General features: G+C 65.5%; 19 protein-coding genes and 3 tRNA genes. 16 read left to right on the top strand and 6 right to left on the bottom strand.

What is annotated here, in order from left to right:
- Positions 1 to 20 precede the first annotated feature (20 nt).
- Together plsY and ACWV14_RS09050 are read left to right on the top strand one after the other, a co-directional pair.
- Positions 21 to 659 carry a glycerol-3-phosphate 1-O-acyltransferase PlsY gene (plsY, locus tag ACWV14_RS09045; RefSeq protein ID WP_454907270.1) on the top strand — a complete coding sequence of 213 codons (639 nt, stop codon included), beginning with the start codon at positions 21 to 23 and terminating at the stop codon, positions 657 to 659.
- 9 nt (positions 660 to 668) lie between these two features.
- Entirely contained in the window at positions 669 to 1022 is a 354-nt protein-coding gene (locus ACWV14_RS09050; protein WP_422085626.1) for a RidA family protein, read from the top strand.
- Between the two features lie 84 nt (positions 1023 to 1106).
- Here the strand turns inward: ACWV14_RS09050 and ACWV14_RS09055 are convergent, their stop codons facing one another.
- Together ACWV14_RS09055 and ACWV14_RS09060 are read right to left on the bottom strand one after the other, a co-directional pair.
- On the bottom strand, positions 1107 to 1751 hold the full coding sequence (locus ACWV14_RS09055) for a retropepsin-like aspartic protease family protein (RefSeq protein ID WP_454907269.1): 645 nt from the start codon (positions 1749 to 1751) through the stop codon (positions 1107 to 1109).
- 139 nt (positions 1752 to 1890) lie between these two features.
- Entirely contained in the window at positions 1891 to 2376 is a 486-nt protein-coding gene (locus ACWV14_RS09060) for a YajQ family cyclic di-GMP-binding protein (RefSeq protein WP_237675446.1), read from the bottom strand.
- A gap of 45 nt (positions 2377 to 2421) precedes the next feature.
- Between ACWV14_RS09060 and murB the strand changes: the two genes are divergently transcribed.
- Positions 2422 to 3474: a UDP-N-acetylmuramate dehydrogenase gene (gene murB, locus ACWV14_RS09065; protein WP_454907268.1), complete on the top strand. Its 1053-nt coding sequence runs from the start codon at positions 2422 to 2424 to the stop codon at positions 3472 to 3474.
- Positions 3475 to 3484: 10 nt separating this feature from the next.
- Positions 3485 to 4327, top strand: a complete 843-nt coding sequence (locus ACWV14_RS09070; protein ID WP_454907267.1) for a glycine-rich domain-containing protein — start codon at positions 3485 to 3487, stop codon at positions 4325 to 4327.
- Between the two features lie 81 nt (positions 4328 to 4408).
- Here the strand turns inward: ACWV14_RS09070 and argG are convergent, their stop codons facing one another.
- The 4 genes from argG to ACWV14_RS09090 form a co-directional block, all read right to left on the bottom strand.
- A complete protein-coding gene (gene argG, locus ACWV14_RS09075) occupies positions 4409 to 5749 on the bottom strand; it encodes an argininosuccinate synthase (protein ID WP_422085631.1) in 1341 nt (446 codons plus the stop codon).
- Positions 5750 to 5762: 13 nt separating this feature from the next.
- Positions 5763 to 6089, bottom strand: a complete 327-nt coding sequence (gene ppnP / locus ACWV14_RS09080; protein ID WP_285414690.1) for a pyrimidine/purine nucleoside phosphorylase — start codon at positions 6087 to 6089, stop codon at positions 5763 to 5765.
- A gap of 114 nt (positions 6090 to 6203) precedes the next feature.
- Positions 6204 to 6776, bottom strand: coding sequence for a hypothetical protein (locus ACWV14_RS09085; RefSeq protein WP_454907266.1), 573 nt, complete (start codon positions 6774 to 6776; stop codon positions 6204 to 6206).
- Positions 6777 to 6833: 57 nt separating this feature from the next.
- Positions 6834 to 7190: an ArsC family reductase gene (locus ACWV14_RS09090; protein WP_422085634.1), complete on the bottom strand. Its 357-nt coding sequence runs from the start codon at positions 7188 to 7190 to the stop codon at positions 6834 to 6836.
- 36 nt (positions 7191 to 7226) lie between these two features.
- Here ACWV14_RS09090 and folC point away from each other — a divergent pair, with 36 nt between their 5' ends.
- From folC to ACWV14_RS09150, 12 genes are all read left to right on the top strand, one after another.
- Positions 7227 to 8534, top strand: a complete 1308-nt coding sequence (gene folC / locus ACWV14_RS09095; protein ID WP_454907841.1) for a bifunctional tetrahydrofolate synthase/dihydrofolate synthase — start codon at positions 7227 to 7229, stop codon at positions 8532 to 8534.
- 73 nt (positions 8535 to 8607) lie between these two features.
- Positions 8608 to 9486 (top strand): SPOR domain-containing protein, encoded by an 879-nt coding sequence (locus ACWV14_RS09100; protein ID WP_454907265.1) that lies wholly within the window; start codon positions 8608 to 8610, stop codon positions 9484 to 9486.
- 18 nt (positions 9487 to 9504) lie between these two features.
- Positions 9505 to 9990, top strand: a complete 486-nt coding sequence (locus ACWV14_RS09105; protein ID WP_454907264.1) for a CvpA family protein — start codon at positions 9505 to 9507, stop codon at positions 9988 to 9990.
- Between the two features lie 12 nt (positions 9991 to 10002).
- Positions 10003 to 11505, top strand: coding sequence for an amidophosphoribosyltransferase (purF, locus tag ACWV14_RS09110; RefSeq protein ID WP_422085637.1), 1503 nt, complete (start codon positions 10003 to 10005; stop codon positions 11503 to 11505).
- Positions 11506 to 11516: 11 nt separating this feature from the next.
- A complete protein-coding gene (locus ACWV14_RS09115) occupies positions 11517 to 12740 on the top strand; it encodes an O-succinylhomoserine sulfhydrylase (protein ID WP_454907263.1) in 1224 nt (407 codons plus the stop codon).
- A gap of 4 nt (positions 12741 to 12744) precedes the next feature.
- On the top strand, positions 12745 to 14133 hold the full coding sequence (gene gltX, locus ACWV14_RS09120) for a glutamate--tRNA ligase (protein ID WP_454907262.1): 1389 nt from the start codon (positions 12745 to 12747) through the stop codon (positions 14131 to 14133).
- Positions 14134 to 14168: 35 nt separating this feature from the next.
- Positions 14169 to 14244: transfer RNA gene (locus tag ACWV14_RS09125), tRNA-Ala, on the top strand.
- A 57-nt stretch (positions 14245 to 14301) separates the two neighbouring features.
- A tRNA-Glu gene (locus tag ACWV14_RS09130) sits at positions 14302 to 14377 on the top strand.
- A gap of 70 nt (positions 14378 to 14447) precedes the next feature.
- Positions 14448 to 14524 (top strand) — tRNA-Asp (locus ACWV14_RS09135).
- A gap of 428 nt (positions 14525 to 14952) precedes the next feature.
- Positions 14953 to 15363 (top strand): HU family DNA-binding protein, encoded by a 411-nt coding sequence (locus tag ACWV14_RS09140; protein ID WP_081271299.1) that lies wholly within the window; start codon positions 14953 to 14955, stop codon positions 15361 to 15363.
- A 262-nt stretch (positions 15364 to 15625) separates the two neighbouring features.
- Entirely contained in the window at positions 15626 to 15898 is a 273-nt protein-coding gene (locus tag ACWV14_RS09145) for a hypothetical protein (protein WP_454907261.1), read from the top strand.
- A gap of 40 nt (positions 15899 to 15938) precedes the next feature.
- Complete coding sequence (locus ACWV14_RS09150; protein WP_454907260.1) at positions 15939 to 16385, top strand: hypothetical protein; 447 nt, start codon at positions 15939 to 15941, stop codon at positions 16383 to 16385.
- The last annotated feature ends 38 nt before the right edge of the window (positions 16386 to 16423 follow it).

The raw sequence follows: 16423 nt of genomic DNA on the forward strand, positions 1-16423 counted from the left end.
ATCCCCCGCGGAGAGCCGTCTTGAGTTTCACCTTGCCTTCCATCATTGCCATCGTGGCGTCGTACCTGATCGGCTCGCTGTCCTTCGCGGTCATCGTGAGCAAGACGCTCGGCATGGCCGATCCGCGCAGCTACGGCAGCAAGAACCCCGGCGCCACCAACGTGCTGCGCTCGGGCAACAAGGGCGCGGCACTGGCCACGCTGCTGCTGGACGCGCTCAAGGGCTGGGTGCCGGTGTTCCTCATTCACCAGTTCGGCGCGCAATGGGGGCTGGGGGCGGGCGTTGCCGCGCTGGCGGGCCTCGCAGCCTTCCTGGGCCATCTCTACCCCGTGTTCTTCGGCTTCCAGGGTGGCAAGGGCGTGGCCACGGCGGCCGGCGTGCTGATGGGCATCGCGCCCTGGCTGGGGCTGGCCACCGGCGCCACCTGGCTGATCATCGCGATCTTCTTCCGCTATTCGTCGCTGTCGTCGCTGGTGGCGGCATTCTTCGCGCCGGCCTACTATCTGATCGGCGGCGGCATTGCCTGGCCGCTCGACCGCACGGTGCTGGTCGCCCTCATCGTCATGAGTCTGCTGCTGATCTGGCGGCACCGCGAAAACATCCGCCGGCTCGCGGCCGGCACGGAGTCGAAGCTCGGCTCCAAGAAAAAGAAAGACTGAAAGAAAACCATGGCTTCCATCACCCGCTTCCACGTCGGCCCGCGCCTCTCCGAAACCGCCGTGCACAACGGCACCATCTACCTCGCGGGCCAGGTGCCCGACGACACCACGCAGGACATCCGAGGCCAGACCGCGCAGGTGCTTGGCATGGTCGACCGCCTGCTGGCCGAGGCCGGCAGCGACAAGTCGCGCATTCTCATGACGCAGATCTTCCTGGCCGACATCGGCGACATCACGGCCATGAACGAGGTGTGGGACGCCTGGATTCCAGCCGGGAACACGCCGCCGCGCGCGACCGTGCAGGCCAAGATGGCCAATGCTGCTTACAAGATCGAGATCGTCGTCACCGCCGCGCAAGCCTGATCGGCCCGGGTCTTCTCAAGGGGGCCGCCCCCGGTAGGGGTGTGGCGAAGCGACACGAAGTGCGCGCAGTCTGGGGGCGAGCAATCAGTACCGTTTTTCGAGGACCATCTGGTCCGCGTCGCGCCGCATGGAGAAGCGGTTGATGAAGCTGTTGCCCAGCAGCACGAAGGGCATCGACTGCTGCGAGACCACGGCGTCGATGTCGTACACCTCGACGTCGCCCACGCGCACCGACTGCAGCCGCAGCCGGTAGCCCGAAGTCGTGCCGTTGGCGGTGCCGATCTGCACCGGCTGTCCCTTGCTGTAGTCCAGCCCGATGCGTTGCGCATCGGCCGCCGACATGGCCACGTTGGTCGCGCCCGTGTCGAGCATGAATGTGACGGCCCGCCCGTTGATGGCGCCCTGCGTCATGAAGTGCCCGCGGCTGTCGGCCGACAGTACGACGCGGTTGCCGCCGCCCGAGCCACCTCCGCCGCCGCCGATGCTCACCGGCGTGTCCATGCGCAGGTTGACGCGCTTGCCGTCGAGTTCGACCACCGCCTGCTCGGACTGCAGCGAAACGAGCTTCACGCCCTGGAAAGTCTCGCCGACCGCCACGGTCTTGGGCGGGGCGCCGTTCACGATCAGGATCGCGCGGCTGCCGATGGTGCCGGTCAGGGTGACCGAACCGGCGGCGTGCGCCACGGCGGCTGCAATGAAGAGCTGCGCTGCAACGACGAGGTTTTTCATACGGGGCTTGCTGCTCCAGCGTCGGTTGTTCGACTTGAATAGACCAGGAATACCGCGGAACCGGCTTTGCCGGGCCGCCGGTATTGCCCCCGGCGAGGGGGTGGCGGCCACACGAAGTGGGCAAGCCTGGGGGAGTACGTCAGTCTCTGAAGTTGTTGAACGTGAGCGGCATGTCGGGCACGTCCTTCTTGATGAGGGCCATGGCCGCCTGCAGGTCGTCGCGCTTGGCGCCGGTGATGCGCACCGCGTCGCCCTGGATCGCGGCCTGCACCTTGAGCTTGCTGTCCTTGACGATGCGGGTGATCTTCTTGGCCTGCTCGCTCTCGATGCCGCTCTTGACCTTGATGACCTGCTTGACCTTGTCGCCGCCCATCTTCTGGACGTCGCCCTTGTCGAGGAACCGCACGTCGACGCTGCGCTTGGTGAGCTTGCTGCGCAGGATGTCTTCCACCTGCACGAGTTGGAACTCGGCGTCGCCGATCATGGTGATCTCCTTGTCCTTGAGCTCGACCGCGGCGGCCGTGCCCTTGAAGTCGAAGCGCGTCGCGATCTCCTTGGCGGTGTTTTCGACCGCGTTCTTCACTTCGGGCAGATTGGGCTCGCAGACGGTATCGAAGGACGGCATTGACTCTCTCCTGAATTCACTGATGCTGGATGCGACAATTCTCCCATGATCGTGGAGTCCAACGTCCCGCTGCAGCCCTACAACAGCTTTGGCATCGTCGCACGCGCGCAGCATCTTGCGCGCATCACCGGCGAGGCCGACCTGGCCGCGCTGCGCGCCGATGCGCAGTGGCGCGACGCGCCCCGTTTCGTGCTGGGCGGCGGCAGCAACATCGTGCTCACGGGCGACGTCAAGCCGCTGGTGCTGAAGGTCGAGATCAAGGGCCTGCGGCTGGTGGAAGAAACCCCGCGCGCCTGGATCGTCGAGGCCGGTGCGGGCGAAATCTGGCACGACGCGGTCGAGTGGATGGTGCGCAGCGGCTACCCGGGGCTCGAGAACCTGGCGCTGATCCCGGGCACCGTGGGCGGCTCGCCGGTGCAGAACATCGGCGCCTATGGCGTCGAATTGCAAGACCGCTTCGAGTCGCTCGATGCCTATGACCTTGAAACCGGCCGCAGCTTCACGCTGGACGCCGCCCAATGCGCCTTCGGCTACCGCGATTCGGTGTTCAAGCATGCGCGCAGCGGCCCCAACGACTTCGGGCTGGCGGGCAGGGCGGTGATCACCCGGGTGCGCTTCAGGCTGCCCAAGCCGTGGAAAGCCGTGGTCGGCTACCTCGACCTGGAGCGCAAGATGGAGGAAACCGGCAATTTCACGCCGAGCGCGCTCGACATCTTCGAATGGATCTGCGCCATCCGCCGCGCCAAGCTGCCCGACTGGCGCGTTTTGGGCAACGCCGGCAGCTTCTTCAAGAACCCGACCGTCACGCCCGAGCAGTGCGCCGACATCATCGCGCGCGACCCCAAGATCGTTCACTACCCTATGGACGACGGCAGCATCAAGCTGGCGGCCGGCTGGCTCATCGACGCCTGCGGCTGGAAGGGCAAGTCGGTCGGCAATGCGGGCGTGTACGAGAAGCAGGCGCTGGTGCTGGTCAACCGCGGCGGCACCGAGAACCCAGTGACCGGCGGCGAGGTGATGACGCTCGCCAAGGCCATCCAGACCAGCGTGTACGAGCGATTCGGCATCCGGCTGGAGCCGGAGCCCGTGGTGGTCTGAGCCCGCGGGCATGGATCTCGACTTTCTTCAACTGAACTACCGCCGGCGCATTGCCGCACTGGTGTGGGCTCGCCGTGCGGTGCCGGTCGTTGCGCTGCTCGCGTTGTTCCTGGGCTCGCGCCGTTGGGGCTCGGTGGTGGCGGTGATCGTGGTGGCGCTGCTGTTCGCGGCGGTGCTCAGGTTCCTCGAAACCAGCCTGCGGCGCCAGTTCATCCGCGAAGCGCGGCTGCCGCCTTTTCTTGTCGGCAAGCTGTGCCAGGCGCATCCGCAGCTCAGCCGGCGCGACGCCGAACTGGTGCTGCGCGGCCTGCGCCAGTTCTTCATGGCGCACCTTCGCAGCGACCGCAAGTTCGTGGCCATGCCTTCGAAGGTGGTCGATACGGCCTGGCACGAGTTCATCCTGCATACACAGGGCTACCAGAACTGGTGCAACGCGGCCTTCGGCGGCATGCTGCATCACAGCCCGGCCGAGGTGCTGGGCCGCGACCCCAAGCGCAACGACGGACTGCGCCGCACCTGGTACTGGGCCTGCAAGGAGGAGAGCATCGATCCGCGCAAGCCGGCGCGCCTGCCGTTGCTGTTTGCGCTGGACGTCAAGTTCGCCATCGACGGTGGTTTCCACTACGTGCCCGACTGCCGGGCGGTCGAGCGGCACATCGGCTCCGACGCCCATTGCGGCACGAGCTTCGGGGAATCGTCCTCGTCGGATGGCGGCAGCTCGGGCGATGCCGGCGGCTTCGGCGGCAGCGAGTCGAGCAGCAGCGGCGATGGTGGCTCCAGCGATGGCGGGGGCTCGTCCGACGGCGGCGGGGGCTGTGGCGGCGGCTGCGGTGGAGGTGGCGGCGGGGATTGAATCCCTTGTACCAATGAAAACGGGCCCCGAGGGGCCCGTCGTCGTTTCTGCCTCCCATCGAGGCGAGGCAGAGACCGGCGATCAGCTCGCGTCGCCGTCGTTGGCCAGCTTCGGCAGCGATGCGCCTTCGTTCGGCGACAGCAGGCCGACCCGCGTGTAGATGCCGAGCTTCTCGCGCGTGTCTGCGATGTCGAGGTTGCGCATCGTCAGCTGGCCGATGCGGTCCAGCGGCGTGAACGCGCCCTCGACCTTTTCCATGCTCAGGCGCTCGGGCTTGTACGTGAGGTTGGCCGACTCGGTGTTCATGATCGAGTAGTCGTTGCCGCGGCGCAGCTCGACGGTCACTTCGCCGGTGATGGCGCGAGCCACCCAGCGCTGTGCAGTCTCGCGCAGCATGATGGCCTGCGGGTCGAACCAGCGGCCCTGGTAGAGCAGGCGGCCGAGCTTGCGGCCGTTGTCGCGGTACTGCTCGATGGTGTCTTCGTTGTGGATGCCGGTGACGAGGCGCTCGTAGGCGATGAACAGCAGCGCCAGGCCGGGAGCCTCGTAGATGCCGCGGCTCTTCGCCTCGATGATGCGGTTCTCGATCTGGTCGCTCATGCCCAGCCCGTGGCGGCCGCCGATGCGGTTGGCTTCGAGGATGAGATCGACCAGGTTCGAATAGCGCACGCCGTTCAGCGCGACGGGCACGCCTTCTTCGAAGCGCACCGAGACGGTCTCGCGCTTGACCTCGACTTCGTCTTTCCAGAAGGCCACGCCCATGATGGGCTGCACGATCTGGATGCCGCTGTTCAGGTGCTCGAGGTCCTTGGCCTCGTGCGTGGCGCCGAGCATGTTGGAGTCGGTCGAGTAGGCCTTCTCGGCCGACATCTTGTAGGCGAAGCCGGCCTTCTGCATGAATGCCGACATTTCGGCGCGGCCGCCCAGCTCGTCGATGAAGACCTGGTCGAGCCAGGGCTTGTAGATCTTGAGGTTGGGGTTGGTCAGCAGGCCGTAGCGGTAGAAGCGCTCGATGTCGTTGCCCTTGTAGGTGCTGCCGTCGCCCCAGATGTTGACGTCGTCTTCCTTCATGGCCGACACCAGCATCGTGCCGGTGACGGCGCGGCCCAGCGGCGTGGTGTTGAAGTAGGTCACGCCGGCGGTGGTGACGTGGAAGGCGCCGGCCTGCAGGGCGGCGATGCCTTCGTTGGCCAGCTGCACGCGGCAGTCGATCAGGCGGGCGTTCTCGGCGCCGTAGAGCATCGCCTTGCGCGGGATCTCGTCGTAGTCGGGCTCGTCGGGCTGGCCGAGGTTGGCGGTGTAGGCGTAGGGAATGGCGCCCTTGTTGCGCATCCAGTGCAGCGCAGCGCTGGTGTCCAGGCCGCCCGAGAAGGCGATGCCGACCTTCTGGCCGGCGGGTACGTTTTGGAGAATGGTCGACATGTCAGGTCCCGGTTCAGCCGAAATGGCAGATGTAGCTGTAGGGCTCGCCAGTTACGCGGATCTGGAAGCTGGAGTTGCCGGGCACGCTGAACTTCTGGCCGGGGCCCGAGGCAATCCATTCGCTGGTGCCCGCGAGCTGGTATTCGCAGCTTCCGCCGGTGCCTTCCATGATTTCAGGCGCACCGGTATTGAAGGTGAGGGTGGACGGCAGGATCACGCCGACCGACTTCTTGGTGCCGTCCGCCAGCGTGAGGTTGTGGCTCACGCATTTGCCGTCGAAGTACACATTGGCCTTGGTGGCCACTGCGGCGCTGTTGATTGTGTCGGTAGTCGTCGTCATTGGGTGGCGCCGGCGCGGGAGCGATCGGCGAATCGAGGACGCACCGCACCAGCGGCGCACCCGTCAAGGGTTGGAAAAGTCCTCGATTTTAGGGGCTCGACGGGCCCCGCCCGCTCAGCGGTGCCAGCCGCCGCGGAAACCGCCCCAGCCGCCGCGGTGGTAGCCGCCGCCCCAGCCGCGGGAATAGCCGAGGTTCAGCGAAATGCCGACCGGCGGGTAGGCGTAGGGATAGCCGTAGCCATAGAAGGGGTCGACATACACCGGTGCCGCGTAGACGGGAGCCGGCTGCACATACACGGGCGGCGGGCCGCCCGCGCCGACCACCACGCCGGGTTCAGGCACGACGTTGTCCCAAGGAGAGCCGCCGCTGCCGCTGGCCTCGACCGGATAGGCCTGGACCTGTCCCTGCGGCGCCACCGGCGAAGTCACGCCGTAGGAGGACGCCTGGACCGCGATGGTCGCGCCGGGCCGGGTATTCATGCGGGTGGTGTACTGCTGGCCGTTGTACTCGTAGGTAACGTTGTAGCTGACATCGCTACCAGTCGTTTCGCGGATCGGCGTGGCGGAAATCACGCGTGCCTGGACGACCTGGCCTTGCTGTTGCTGGGCGTGCACGAGGCCCGTGCCAGCCGCCAGCGCGCCAGCCATCGAGATGCCGGCAAGGGTGCGAAAAACGTGTCTGTTCATGATGGTCTCTCCTGCGGATGCCGGTTGGACGACCCGCCGCGAGGCGGGTTCCGGCATTTACACGGCCTTCACAGCAGCCCAGGCATCGGCGTCGAAGCCCGTGGTAACGGGCTTTTTCGGGCCCCAGTCGACCACCGGCCGCTTGATGAGGCTGGGGTTGGCCAGCAGCACCGGGCGGGCGGAGGCGGCGTCGGTCACGCCTTCGCGCGTGGCTTCGTCCAGCTTGCGCCAGGTGGTGCCCTTGCGGTTGACCAGGGCCTCCCAGCCCGGCTTCTTCAGCCATTGGTCGAGTTCGGCTTCGGGCACGCCCTGTTTCTTGAAATCGTGGAAGGTATAGGCCACGCCATGTTCGTCGAGCCAGGCGCGGGCGCGCTTGACGGTGTCGCAGTTCGGAATGCCGTATAGGGTTGTCATGGCCGCGATGATGCCCCGGCACGCGGGTCGGCGACAATCCCGGCCTCCATGGAAACCCTTAACGACTGGCTCGCCCGCGCCGAGCAACTGCATCCCAAGAACATCGAGCTCGGGCTCGAGCGCGCCAAAGAAATGGCGCAGCGCCTCGGCCTGCGCTTCGGTTGCCCCGTCATCACCGTGGCGGGCACCAACGGCAAGGGGTCGACCTGCGCGATGCTCGAGTCGATCCTCACGCACGCGGGTTACCGCACGGCGGTCTTCACATCGCCGCACCTGGTGCGCTTCGAAGAGCGCCTTCGGCTCAAGGGCGAGGCGGTCGATGCTTCCAAACTGATAGCAAGCTTCGAAGTGGTGGAAAAGGTGCGCGGCGACATGCCGCTGACCTACTTCGAGTTCACCACGCTGGGCATCCTGCATTGCATGATCGAGGAAAAGCCCGACGTGGCGATCCTCGAGGTCGGCCTGGGCGGGCGGCTCGACGCAGTCAACATCATCGACACCGACTGCGCGGTCATCACAAGCATCGACCTCGACCACATGGAATACCTCGGCCCCGACCGCGAAAGCATCGGCTTCGAGAAGGCCGGCATCATGCGCGCGGGCAAGCCGGTCATCGTGAGCGACCCTATGCCGCCGCAGAGCGTGATCGACCACGCCAGCGCCATCGGTGCCGACCTCTGGCGCTTCGGCACCGACTTCAATGTGTCCGGCGACAAGCAGCAGTGGGGCTGGTCGGGCCGTGGCCGGCGCTACAGCGGGCTGGCTTACCCGGCTCTGCGCGGCGCCAACCAGCTCATCAACGCCGCCGGGGTGCTCGCGGCGCTCGAGGCTCTGCGGCCGCAGCTGCCGATCACGGCACAGGCGGTGCGCAACGGGCTGGCCATGGTCGAGCTGCCGGGCCGCTTCCAGATCGTGCCGGGCGAGCCCGCGCTGGTGCTCGACGTGGCCCACAACGCCCACGCCGTGGCCGCGCTGGCCGAGAACCTCGACGCGATGGGCTTCTATCCCACCACGCACGGCGTGTTCGGCGTCATGGCCGACAAGGACCTGGCGCCGATCCTCGCGCGCATCGGCCCACTGATCGACCGCTGGTACTTCACCGACCTGCCCACGCCGCGCGCCGCCAAGGCGGCAGATCTTCTCGCTGCCTGGCAGGCGCAGAACACCCGTGCCGACGCCTCGGGCAGCGTGCACGCGGGCCCGATGGACGCGTTGCGCGCAGCCATCGAGCAGGCGGGGCCCGCTGATAGAATCGTCGTCTTCGGATCGTTCTTCACCGTGGGTGGCGTGCTCGAAAACGGCACCCCCCGGCTGCAAGCCAAACACCTGCTGCCAGGCGGCTGATCGCCGGGCTGTACACACACCCATCGGCACCTTCGGGCATCACCTCGCTGCACTCCTCCAGGGATCGAACTTCATGGCGTTTTTCAAGTTCCGCACGCGCGGCCCGCAAGGCAACGAAGGACGCAGCGCCCCCGCCGCCGCGCCGGCGGAAAGTGTCGAAACCATGCGTCGGCGTGCGCGCCACCGGCTGCTCGGCGCGGCCGTGCTGGTGCTGCTCGGCGTCATCGGTTTCCCGCTGCTTTTCGACACGCAGCCGCGGCCGGTGTCGGTAGACATCCCCATCGAGATTCCCGACCGCAACAAGGTCAAGCCGCTGCCGGTGCCCGCCACGCCGGCACCGGCCGTCAGCACGGCCCCGGCCGCGCCCGACAGCGGCTCGTCGCGCGTTGCTTCGGCTTCTTCGGCCGGCGGCATGATCACCGAGACCGCCGACGGCACCGAAATCGATCCCGGCAAGCCGGCCGCTAGCACGCCGCCGCCCGCATCGGTTCCAGAGCGCAAGCCCGAACCCAAGCCGGAGCCCAAACCCGAACCCAAGCCGGCAGAGCACAAGCCGGAACCCAAACCCGAGCCGAAGCCGAAGCCGGAATCCAAGCCCGAAGCCAAGCCCAAGCCGGCAGCCACCGTCGACGACGGCGCCCGTGCCCGCGCGCTGCTCGAAGGCAAGCCGATCACGGCCGCCGCTGCCGCCACGTCCAAGCCCGCTGCTGCCGACGAGGCCGTTGGCCGCTTCGTGGTGCAGGTCGGCGCGTTCGCCGATGCCGACAAGGCGCGCGAAGTGCGCCAGAAGCTCGAGCGGGCCGGTCTCAAGACCTATGTGCACGTGGCGAAGACGGCCGACGGCGAACGCACGCGTGTGCGTGTCGGTCCCTTTGCCTCGCGTGCCGAGGCCGACCGCGCCGCCGAGAAGGTCAAGGGCTTGTCTTTGTCGGCCGCCATCCTCACGTTGTAAGAATCTTTCCCGGTTGCCGTGGCCTTGTTCGACTGGATCGCCGTTGCGCTAATCGGTGTGTCGATGCTGCTTGGCCTGATGCGCGGGCTGGTGTTCGAGGTGATATCGCTGATCGGCTGGGTGGCCGCCTTCATAGCCGCCCAGTGGCTGGCTTCAGGCGTGGCGGCATGGTTGCCGTTCGGAGACCCGCAGGCCGCCTGGCGCTATCCGCTGGCCTTCGTGCTGGTGTTCGTGGCGGTGGCGTTCGGCGTGGGCCTGGTGGCCTCGCTCACGCGCAAGCTGATCACGGTCGTGGGACTGCGGCCGGTGGACCGTATTTTGGGAGCAGCGTTCGGTGCGGCACGGGGGGCGGTGGCCCTGCTCGTGCTGGCGGTCGTTGTTCATTTGCTGGTGTTGAGCGACAGTGCCTGGTGGCACGAATCGCGCAGCGCCATTGTTCTCGATGCGGCATTGCAGGGTCTCAAGCCCTCGCTGCCTGAAAAGTTGGCAAGCTACCTGCCCTGAGAGGAATCGTTCATGTGTGGAATCGTCGGCGTTGTCAGCAACGCACCCGTCAACCAGCTGCTCTATGACGCGCTGCTGCTCCTGCAGCATCGCGGCCAGGACGCGGCAGGCATCGTGACCTTGCTCGAACGCAAGTTCTTCATGCACAAGGCCAAGGGCATGGTGCGCGACGTGTTCCGCACGCGCAACATGCGCGCGCTGCCGGGCAACGTCGGCCTGGGCCAGGTGCGCTACCCGACCGCCGGCAACGCCTACAGCGAGGAAGAGGCTCAGCCCTTCTACGTGAATGCGCCCTTCGGCATCGTGCTGGTGCACAACGGCAACCTGACCAACGCGCATGCGCTGCGTTCGGAGCTGTTCTCCACCGACCACCGCCACACCAACACCGAGAGCGACTCCGAAGTGCTGCTCAACGTGCTGGCCCACGAGATCGAGCGCTCGTCGCGCGGCGTGCCGTTGCACCCGGCCGAAGTGTTCGCCGCGGTCAAGAACATGCACAAGCGCCTGCGCGGCTCGTACGCCGTGGTGTCGCTGATTGCCGGCCACGGCCTGCTCGCCTTCCGCGACCCCTACGGCATCCGCCCGCTGTGCATGGGCCGCAGCGCCGATGGCGCGGTGATGGTGGCCAGCGAATCGGTTGCACTGGAAGGCTCCGGCCATGTGTTCGAGCGCGACATCGCGCCCGGCGAGGCCGTGTTCATCGACCTCGAAGGCAACGTGCATTCGATGCAGTGCGCCGAAACGCCCACGCTGAACCCCTGCATCTTCGAATTCGTGTACCTCGCGCGCCCTGACTCGGTGCTCGACGGCATCTCGGTGTACCAGGCTCGCCTGAACCTCGGCGAGACGCTGGCCAAGCGCGTGGTCTCGACCGTGCCGCCGAACCAGATCGACGTGATCATCCCGATCCCCGAATCGAGCCGCCCGAGCGCCACGCAACTCGCGCACCTGCTGGGCGTGCCATACCGCGAAGGCTTCGTGAAGAACCGCTACGTGGGCCGCACCTTCATCATGCCGGGGCAGGGCGTGCGCAAGAAGTCGGTGCGCCAGAAGCTCAACGTGATCGCCAGCGAGTTCAAGGGCCGCAACGTGCTGCTGGTCGACGACTCCATCGTGCGCGGCACCACCAGCCGCGAAATCGTGCAGATGGCCCGCGATGCCGGCGCCCGCAAGGTCTACCTGGCCAGCGCCGCGCCGCCGGTGCGCTACCCCAACGTCTACGGCATCGACATGCCGACCAAGGGCGAGCTGGTGGCGCACGACCGCACCGTCGAAGAAATCCGCGAACTCATCGGCTGCGACGCGCTGATCTACCAGGACGTCGACGCCATGAAGCGCGCCATCGGTTCGCTCAACGGCAAGCTCGACGGCTTCGATGCCTCCTGCTTCGACGGCGTGTACGTGACTGGCGACATCGACACTGAAGCCATCTCGCGCATGAACGGCAACCGGCCGCGCATCGAAGAGACCGAAGAAGATTCTTCGCGCCTCGCGCTTCCCAACCACAGCGAATAAGAGTCGACGAAGTGACCGACGAAAGACCCCTGCCGCCCGGGCTGCATCCCGACACGCTCGCGCTGCGCACCGGCCTCGCGCCGAGCCAGTACGGCGAGCATTCCGACGCGCTGTTCCTGACCAGCGGCTTCGTGCAGCCAGATGCCGAGACCTCGATGCGCCGCTTTGCGGGTACCGAGCCGGGCTTCACCTATTCGCGCACCTCGAACCCGACGGTGACCAGTTTCGAGCAGCGCATCGCGGCGCTCGAAGGCACCGAGGCGGCAATCGGCGCATCGACCGGCATGGGGGCGATCCTCATGATGTGCATGGGCCTGCTGAAGGCCGGCGATCATGTGATCTGCTCGCGCTCGGTGTTCGGCTCCACGCTGAACCTGTTCGGTAAGGAGTTCGCCAAGTTCGGCGTGGAGACCACCTTCGTCTCGCAGACCGACGTGGCCGAATGGCGCGCGGCCGTCAAGCCCAACACGAAGCTGCTGTTCGCCGAAACGCCGACCAATCCGCTGACCGAGGTCTGCGACATCCGCGCGCTGGCCGACGTGGCGCACGCGGCAGGCGCGCTGCTGGCGGTCGACAACTGCTTTTGCACGCCGATCCTGCAGCGTCCGGCGGCGCTGGGCGCCGACCTCGTCATCCATTCGGGCACCAAGCACCTCGACGGGCAGGGCCGCGTGATGGCGGGCGCGATCTGCGGTCCTTCGAAGCTCATCGTCGACGTGTTCGGTCCCGTGGTGCGCACAGCCGGCATGGCGCTTGCGCCGTTCAATGCGTGGGTCGTGCTCAAGGGCATCGAGACGCTTGGCGTGCGCATGAAGGCGCACTGCGCCAACGCGCTGGACATTGCGCAGTGGCTAGAGAAGCAGCCGGGCATTGCGCGCGTGTACTACCCGGGCCTGCCTTCGCATGCGCAGCATGAGCTGGCCATGCAGCAGCAGTCGGGGCAGGGCGGGGCGGTGGTGTCGTTCGACGTGGTCGGCGACACGCCCGAGACCGCGCGCGCCAATGCGTTCCATGTCATCAACAGCACCCGCGTGGTGAGCGTCGCCACCAACCTGGGCGACGTGAAGACCATCATCACGCATCCCGGCACCACCTCGCACGGACGCCTGACCGAGGCGCAGCGCCAGGCTGCCGGCATCGGCCAGGGGCTGATCCGCCTTGCGGTCGGCCTCGAGCATGCCGAGGACATCAAGGCCGACCTCACACGCGGCCTGAGCACACTGAATCCACGATAACGAAATGACCGGCAAAGTACGCACCCGCATCGCACCGTCCCCCACGGGTTTTCTTCACCTGGGCACGGCCCGCACCGCGCTCTATTCGTGGGCCTATGCACGCCACTACGGCGGCGAGTTCGTGCTGCGCATCGAGGACACCGACGTGGCCCGCTCCACGCAGGACTCGACCGACCAGATCCTCGCGTCGATGCACTGGCTCGGCCTCGAATACGACGAAGGCCCGGTCTACCAGATGCAGCGCCTGGAGCGCTACCGCGAAGTGATCGCGCAGATGCTTGCGGCCGGCACGGCCTACCACTGCTATTGCACGCCGGCCGAACTCGACGAAATGCGCGAGGCACAGCGCGCACGCGGCGAGAAGACGCTGTACGACCGCCGCTGGCGCCCCGAGCCAGGCAAGGTGCTGCCGCCCGTGCCCGAAGGCGTGCCGCCCGTGGTGCGCTTCTGCAACCCGCCCGAAGGCGACGTGACGTGGAACGACCTCGTCAAGGGCGAGATCACCATCAACAACCGCGAGATCGACGACCTGATCATCCTGCGGCCCGACGGTGTGCCCACCTACAACTTCGCGGTGGTGGTGGACGACTGGGACATGAACATCACGCACGTGTTCCGCGGTGACGAGCACATCAACAACACGCCGTGGCAGATCAACATCTTCCGTGCGCTCGGTGCACCGTTGCCACAGTTCGGCCATGTGCCGGTGATTCTGGGCGACGATGGGCAGAAGCTTTCCAAGCGCCGCGGCGCAGTGAGCGTCACTGCTTACGAAGACAACGGCTACCTGCCCGAGGCAATGCTCAACTACCTCGCGCGCCTCGGCTGGAGCCACGGCGACGACGAGCTCTTCACGCGCGAGCAAATGGTGAGCTGGTTCGACGGCTCGCACTTGTCGAAGAGCCCCGCGCAGTGGGATGCTGCCAAGCTCGCCTGGGTTAACGCTCAATACATCAAGGCCAAGACTGGCGAAGAGCTCGCACCGCTCGTCGCGGCGCAGCTGCAGAAGAAGGGCGTCGTTGCCGACGAACGCCTGCCCGCCATCTGCGCTCTCTTCAAAGATCGTTGCGACACCACGGTGGCACTTGCCAACTGGGCTGCTGCCTTCTACACAGACATTTCGGTGACTGAAGAGGACCGTGCACAGCACATCACCGAGGCCGTTAAACCCGCGATTGCAGCACTCGCAGAAAAATTGATAACTGCGACCTGGGATAAGGCCTCAATCTCGGCTATGATCAAGGAAGTGCTCGCAGCACACAGCATGAAAATGCCAGTGTTAGCGATGCCAGTACGTGTGCTTGTGATGGGAACGTCGCAAACACCGTCCCTCGATTCAGTCCTAGAGATTTTTTCCAGAGAAAAAGTTATCGAAAGATTGAGAAAGGCCTGAAAAACGGGCTATAATTCGAGGCTCGACACCCACACGGGGGTATAGCTCAGCTGGGAGAGCGCTTGCATGGCATGCAAGAGGTCATCGGTTCGATCCCGTTTACCTCCACCATTAAGTGTCGAGAGAGTTGAAGATAAGTGCTGATCGCAGCACGGTTCCTAAGGTTTTGACCCTATCGTCTAGAGGCCTAGGACACCACCCTTTCACGGTGGCTACCGGGGTTCGAATCCCCGTAGGGTCGCCAGTTTCACGCAAGTGAAGCAGGCACAAGTGGCAACACTTGGCTCGGTAAAACGAGTGAACGTTGTCTACCAGGAGTGGTAGTTCAGTTGGTTAGAATACCGGCCTGTCACGCCGGGGGTCGCGGGTTCGAGTCCCGTCCACTCCGCCAGTTCCGACGAGGGTTAGCAGATGAGAGTCTGCTAACCCTTTTGTCTTTTCGGAACCTGCACTTCGTTGATCCATGTGATCAGCAACGGGTGCCTCCTCCAATTTCCCAGCAAGCTATTGATGCGCAATCGCCTCGATCGATCGCATCAGTGGGCGACAAGGCATCGGCTTTCATCCCAACTTTGAATAGCACCTTAACTCGGCATCGACTTAGGTGGCCTGGTTGCGATGGCCAGGATGCTCTGTCGAGGAAAAAACCTCTCGGGAGCGAGGGCTCATTCCCTCTGGGAGAGGCCCTTCGACACCACTTTATGCGGCTGAGTTACATAGGCCCTCTCCCAGTCGAATAAACTCCGCCCCGCTTGCAGCTTGTATTCGTTGCTGCGCCGCCATAGGCAACATGGCGAAATTAACTTACTAGGAACTCACTTGAACCGCATCGAACTCGTCGAAAAAATCGCTACCGCCCACAACCTCAGCAAGGCGGAAGCCGCGCGCGTCCTCGAGACCATCACCAGCACGATCGTTGCTGCCGTGAAGAAGGATGACGCCGTGCAGATCGTCGGCTTCGGCACTTTCAAGCAAGTGGCGCGCGCCGCACGCTCGGGCTTCAACCCCAGCGCCGGCACCAAGATCAAGATCGCCGCACAGAAGGTGCCGAAGTTCGTGCCGGGCGCCGCCTTCAAGGCCGCCGTGGACCCGAAGGCTGCGAAGCGCAAGGCCGACAGCAAGGCCGTGGCCGCCAAGCCGGCTGCGAAGGCTGCCAAGCCTGCTGCAAAGCCCGCTGCCAAGAAGGCTGCCGCCCCCGCCAAGAAGGCCGTGGCTGCCAAGAAGAAGTAATTGATGCATTGCAGCGGCTTCGCGGCCGCGGATGCAGAACGAGGCCCCTGGCAGTCTGTGTAGACAGCACCGCCAAGTGCCCGAACCGAAATGCCCCGCCCAGCGGGGCATTTTTCGTTGGTGCGAGAGCGAGCCACATGCCTGCGTCTGCGGCGGTTGCCTCCTACATCGCGCGGTACGGTGTGCGCTGTAGCTTGGCTTGTCCGAATTCAAGACAAGGGGACCAGAATGCAAAGCACCAAGAACCTCGGTAGCGCCCTCCATGGCCGGCAAGCCTTCGATCAAGGCGGTTGCCATGGATGAGATGCTCGAATTTCCACATGCGGGCTGGACCTTCCTGTGCAGCGCGGAAAAGCTTCCCTCCGGTTCCTTTCAGGCCGTGCTCCGCTACAGGGCGCCGCCAGACGACGACATCCGCATGCTGAAGATCGACCCGACCGCGGGGCACAGCGTGCTCGAGGCACTCGAGCGCGCGAAGGCCATGGCTGTCGAATGGGCCGCGAAGCGAGGCGATAACGGTAAAGGTGGCGGCTGAGGCGCCGCACGCACGCTGCCGCAAGGTTAGAGTCGAACTGATGCCAACGACGATCAAACCAGGCCGGCTAGCCCTTCAGGCGCTATTGCTCACGACAGCGGGTGCATGCGCTGCGGGAACGATCACATGCGTTCCCGGGCCTGCCACTGCATCGGCGCCTTCGCACTGGATCCGCAGGATCGCCATCGACGAGCACTCTCGTACCGTCAACATGGACATCGTGCGTTCAAGGACGAAGGACACGGAGACGATGGGGAAGATGAGAGCCGAACTTCTGAGCATGGAGGAGACCCAGTCCGGCGAACCCGTTTATGTGTTCAACGCCATCCCCAGTGTCGGTACCGAAGTCACGCATCTATTCAGGCTGTTCAAGGCCGGAGAGTGGCGTCTGATTGGCGCCGGCGTGACCTTCGTGGGCAAGGTGCCTGCGCTGCGGGCTGTCGAGCCGGGCGCGGTGTTCGATTGCAAGCGCTCCGACCTGGGTTAGCGTGCGTTCTTCATTCCCCTGAACGAGCTAGGCACAAT

Source organism: Variovorax durovernensis, assembly GCF_977011995.1.

Excerpts from the sequence above, each read along its gene's own strand:
- ACWV14_RS09060 (WP_237675446.1), bottom strand. The coding sequence starts at position 2,376 with ATGCCGTCCTTCGATACCGTCTGCGAGCCCAATCTGCCCGAAGTGAAG.
- ACWV14_RS09070 (WP_454907267.1), top strand. The coding sequence starts at position 3,485 with ATGGATCTCGACTTTCTTCAACTGAACTACCGCCGGCGCATTGCCGCA.
- ppnP (WP_285414690.1), bottom strand. The coding sequence starts at position 6,089 with ATGACGACGACTACCGACACAATCAACAGCGCCGCAGTGGCCACCAAG.
- purF (WP_422085637.1), top strand. The coding sequence starts at position 10,003 with ATGTGTGGAATCGTCGGCGTTGTCAGCAACGCACCCGTCAACCAGCTG.
- gltX (WP_454907262.1), top strand. The coding sequence starts at position 12,745 with ATGACCGGCAAAGTACGCACCCGCATCGCACCGTCCCCCACGGGTTTT.
- ACWV14_RS09150 (WP_454907260.1), top strand. The coding sequence starts at position 15,939 with ATGCCAACGACGATCAAACCAGGCCGGCTAGCCCTTCAGGCGCTATTG.
- argG (WP_422085631.1), bottom strand. The coding sequence starts at position 5,749 with ATGTCGACCATTCTCCAAAACGTACCCGCCGGCCAGAAGGTCGGCATC.
- murB (WP_454907268.1), top strand. The coding sequence starts at position 2,422 with ATGATCGTGGAGTCCAACGTCCCGCTGCAGCCCTACAACAGCTTTGGC.
- ACWV14_RS09055 (WP_454907269.1), bottom strand. The coding sequence starts at position 1,751 with ATGAAAAACCTCGTCGTTGCAGCGCAGCTCTTCATTGCAGCCGCCGTG.
- ACWV14_RS09090 (WP_422085634.1), bottom strand. The coding sequence starts at position 7,190 with ATGACAACCCTATACGGCATTCCGAACTGCGACACCGTCAAGCGCGCC.
- ACWV14_RS09050 (WP_422085626.1), top strand. The coding sequence starts at position 669 with ATGGCTTCCATCACCCGCTTCCACGTCGGCCCGCGCCTCTCCGAAACC.
- ACWV14_RS09085 (WP_454907266.1), bottom strand. The coding sequence starts at position 6,776 with ATGAACAGACACGTTTTTCGCACCCTTGCCGGCATCTCGATGGCTGGC.
- ACWV14_RS09145 (WP_454907261.1), top strand. The coding sequence starts at position 15,626 with ATGGCCGGCAAGCCTTCGATCAAGGCGGTTGCCATGGATGAGATGCTC.
- ACWV14_RS09100 (WP_454907265.1), top strand. The coding sequence starts at position 8,608 with ATGGCGTTTTTCAAGTTCCGCACGCGCGGCCCGCAAGGCAACGAAGGA.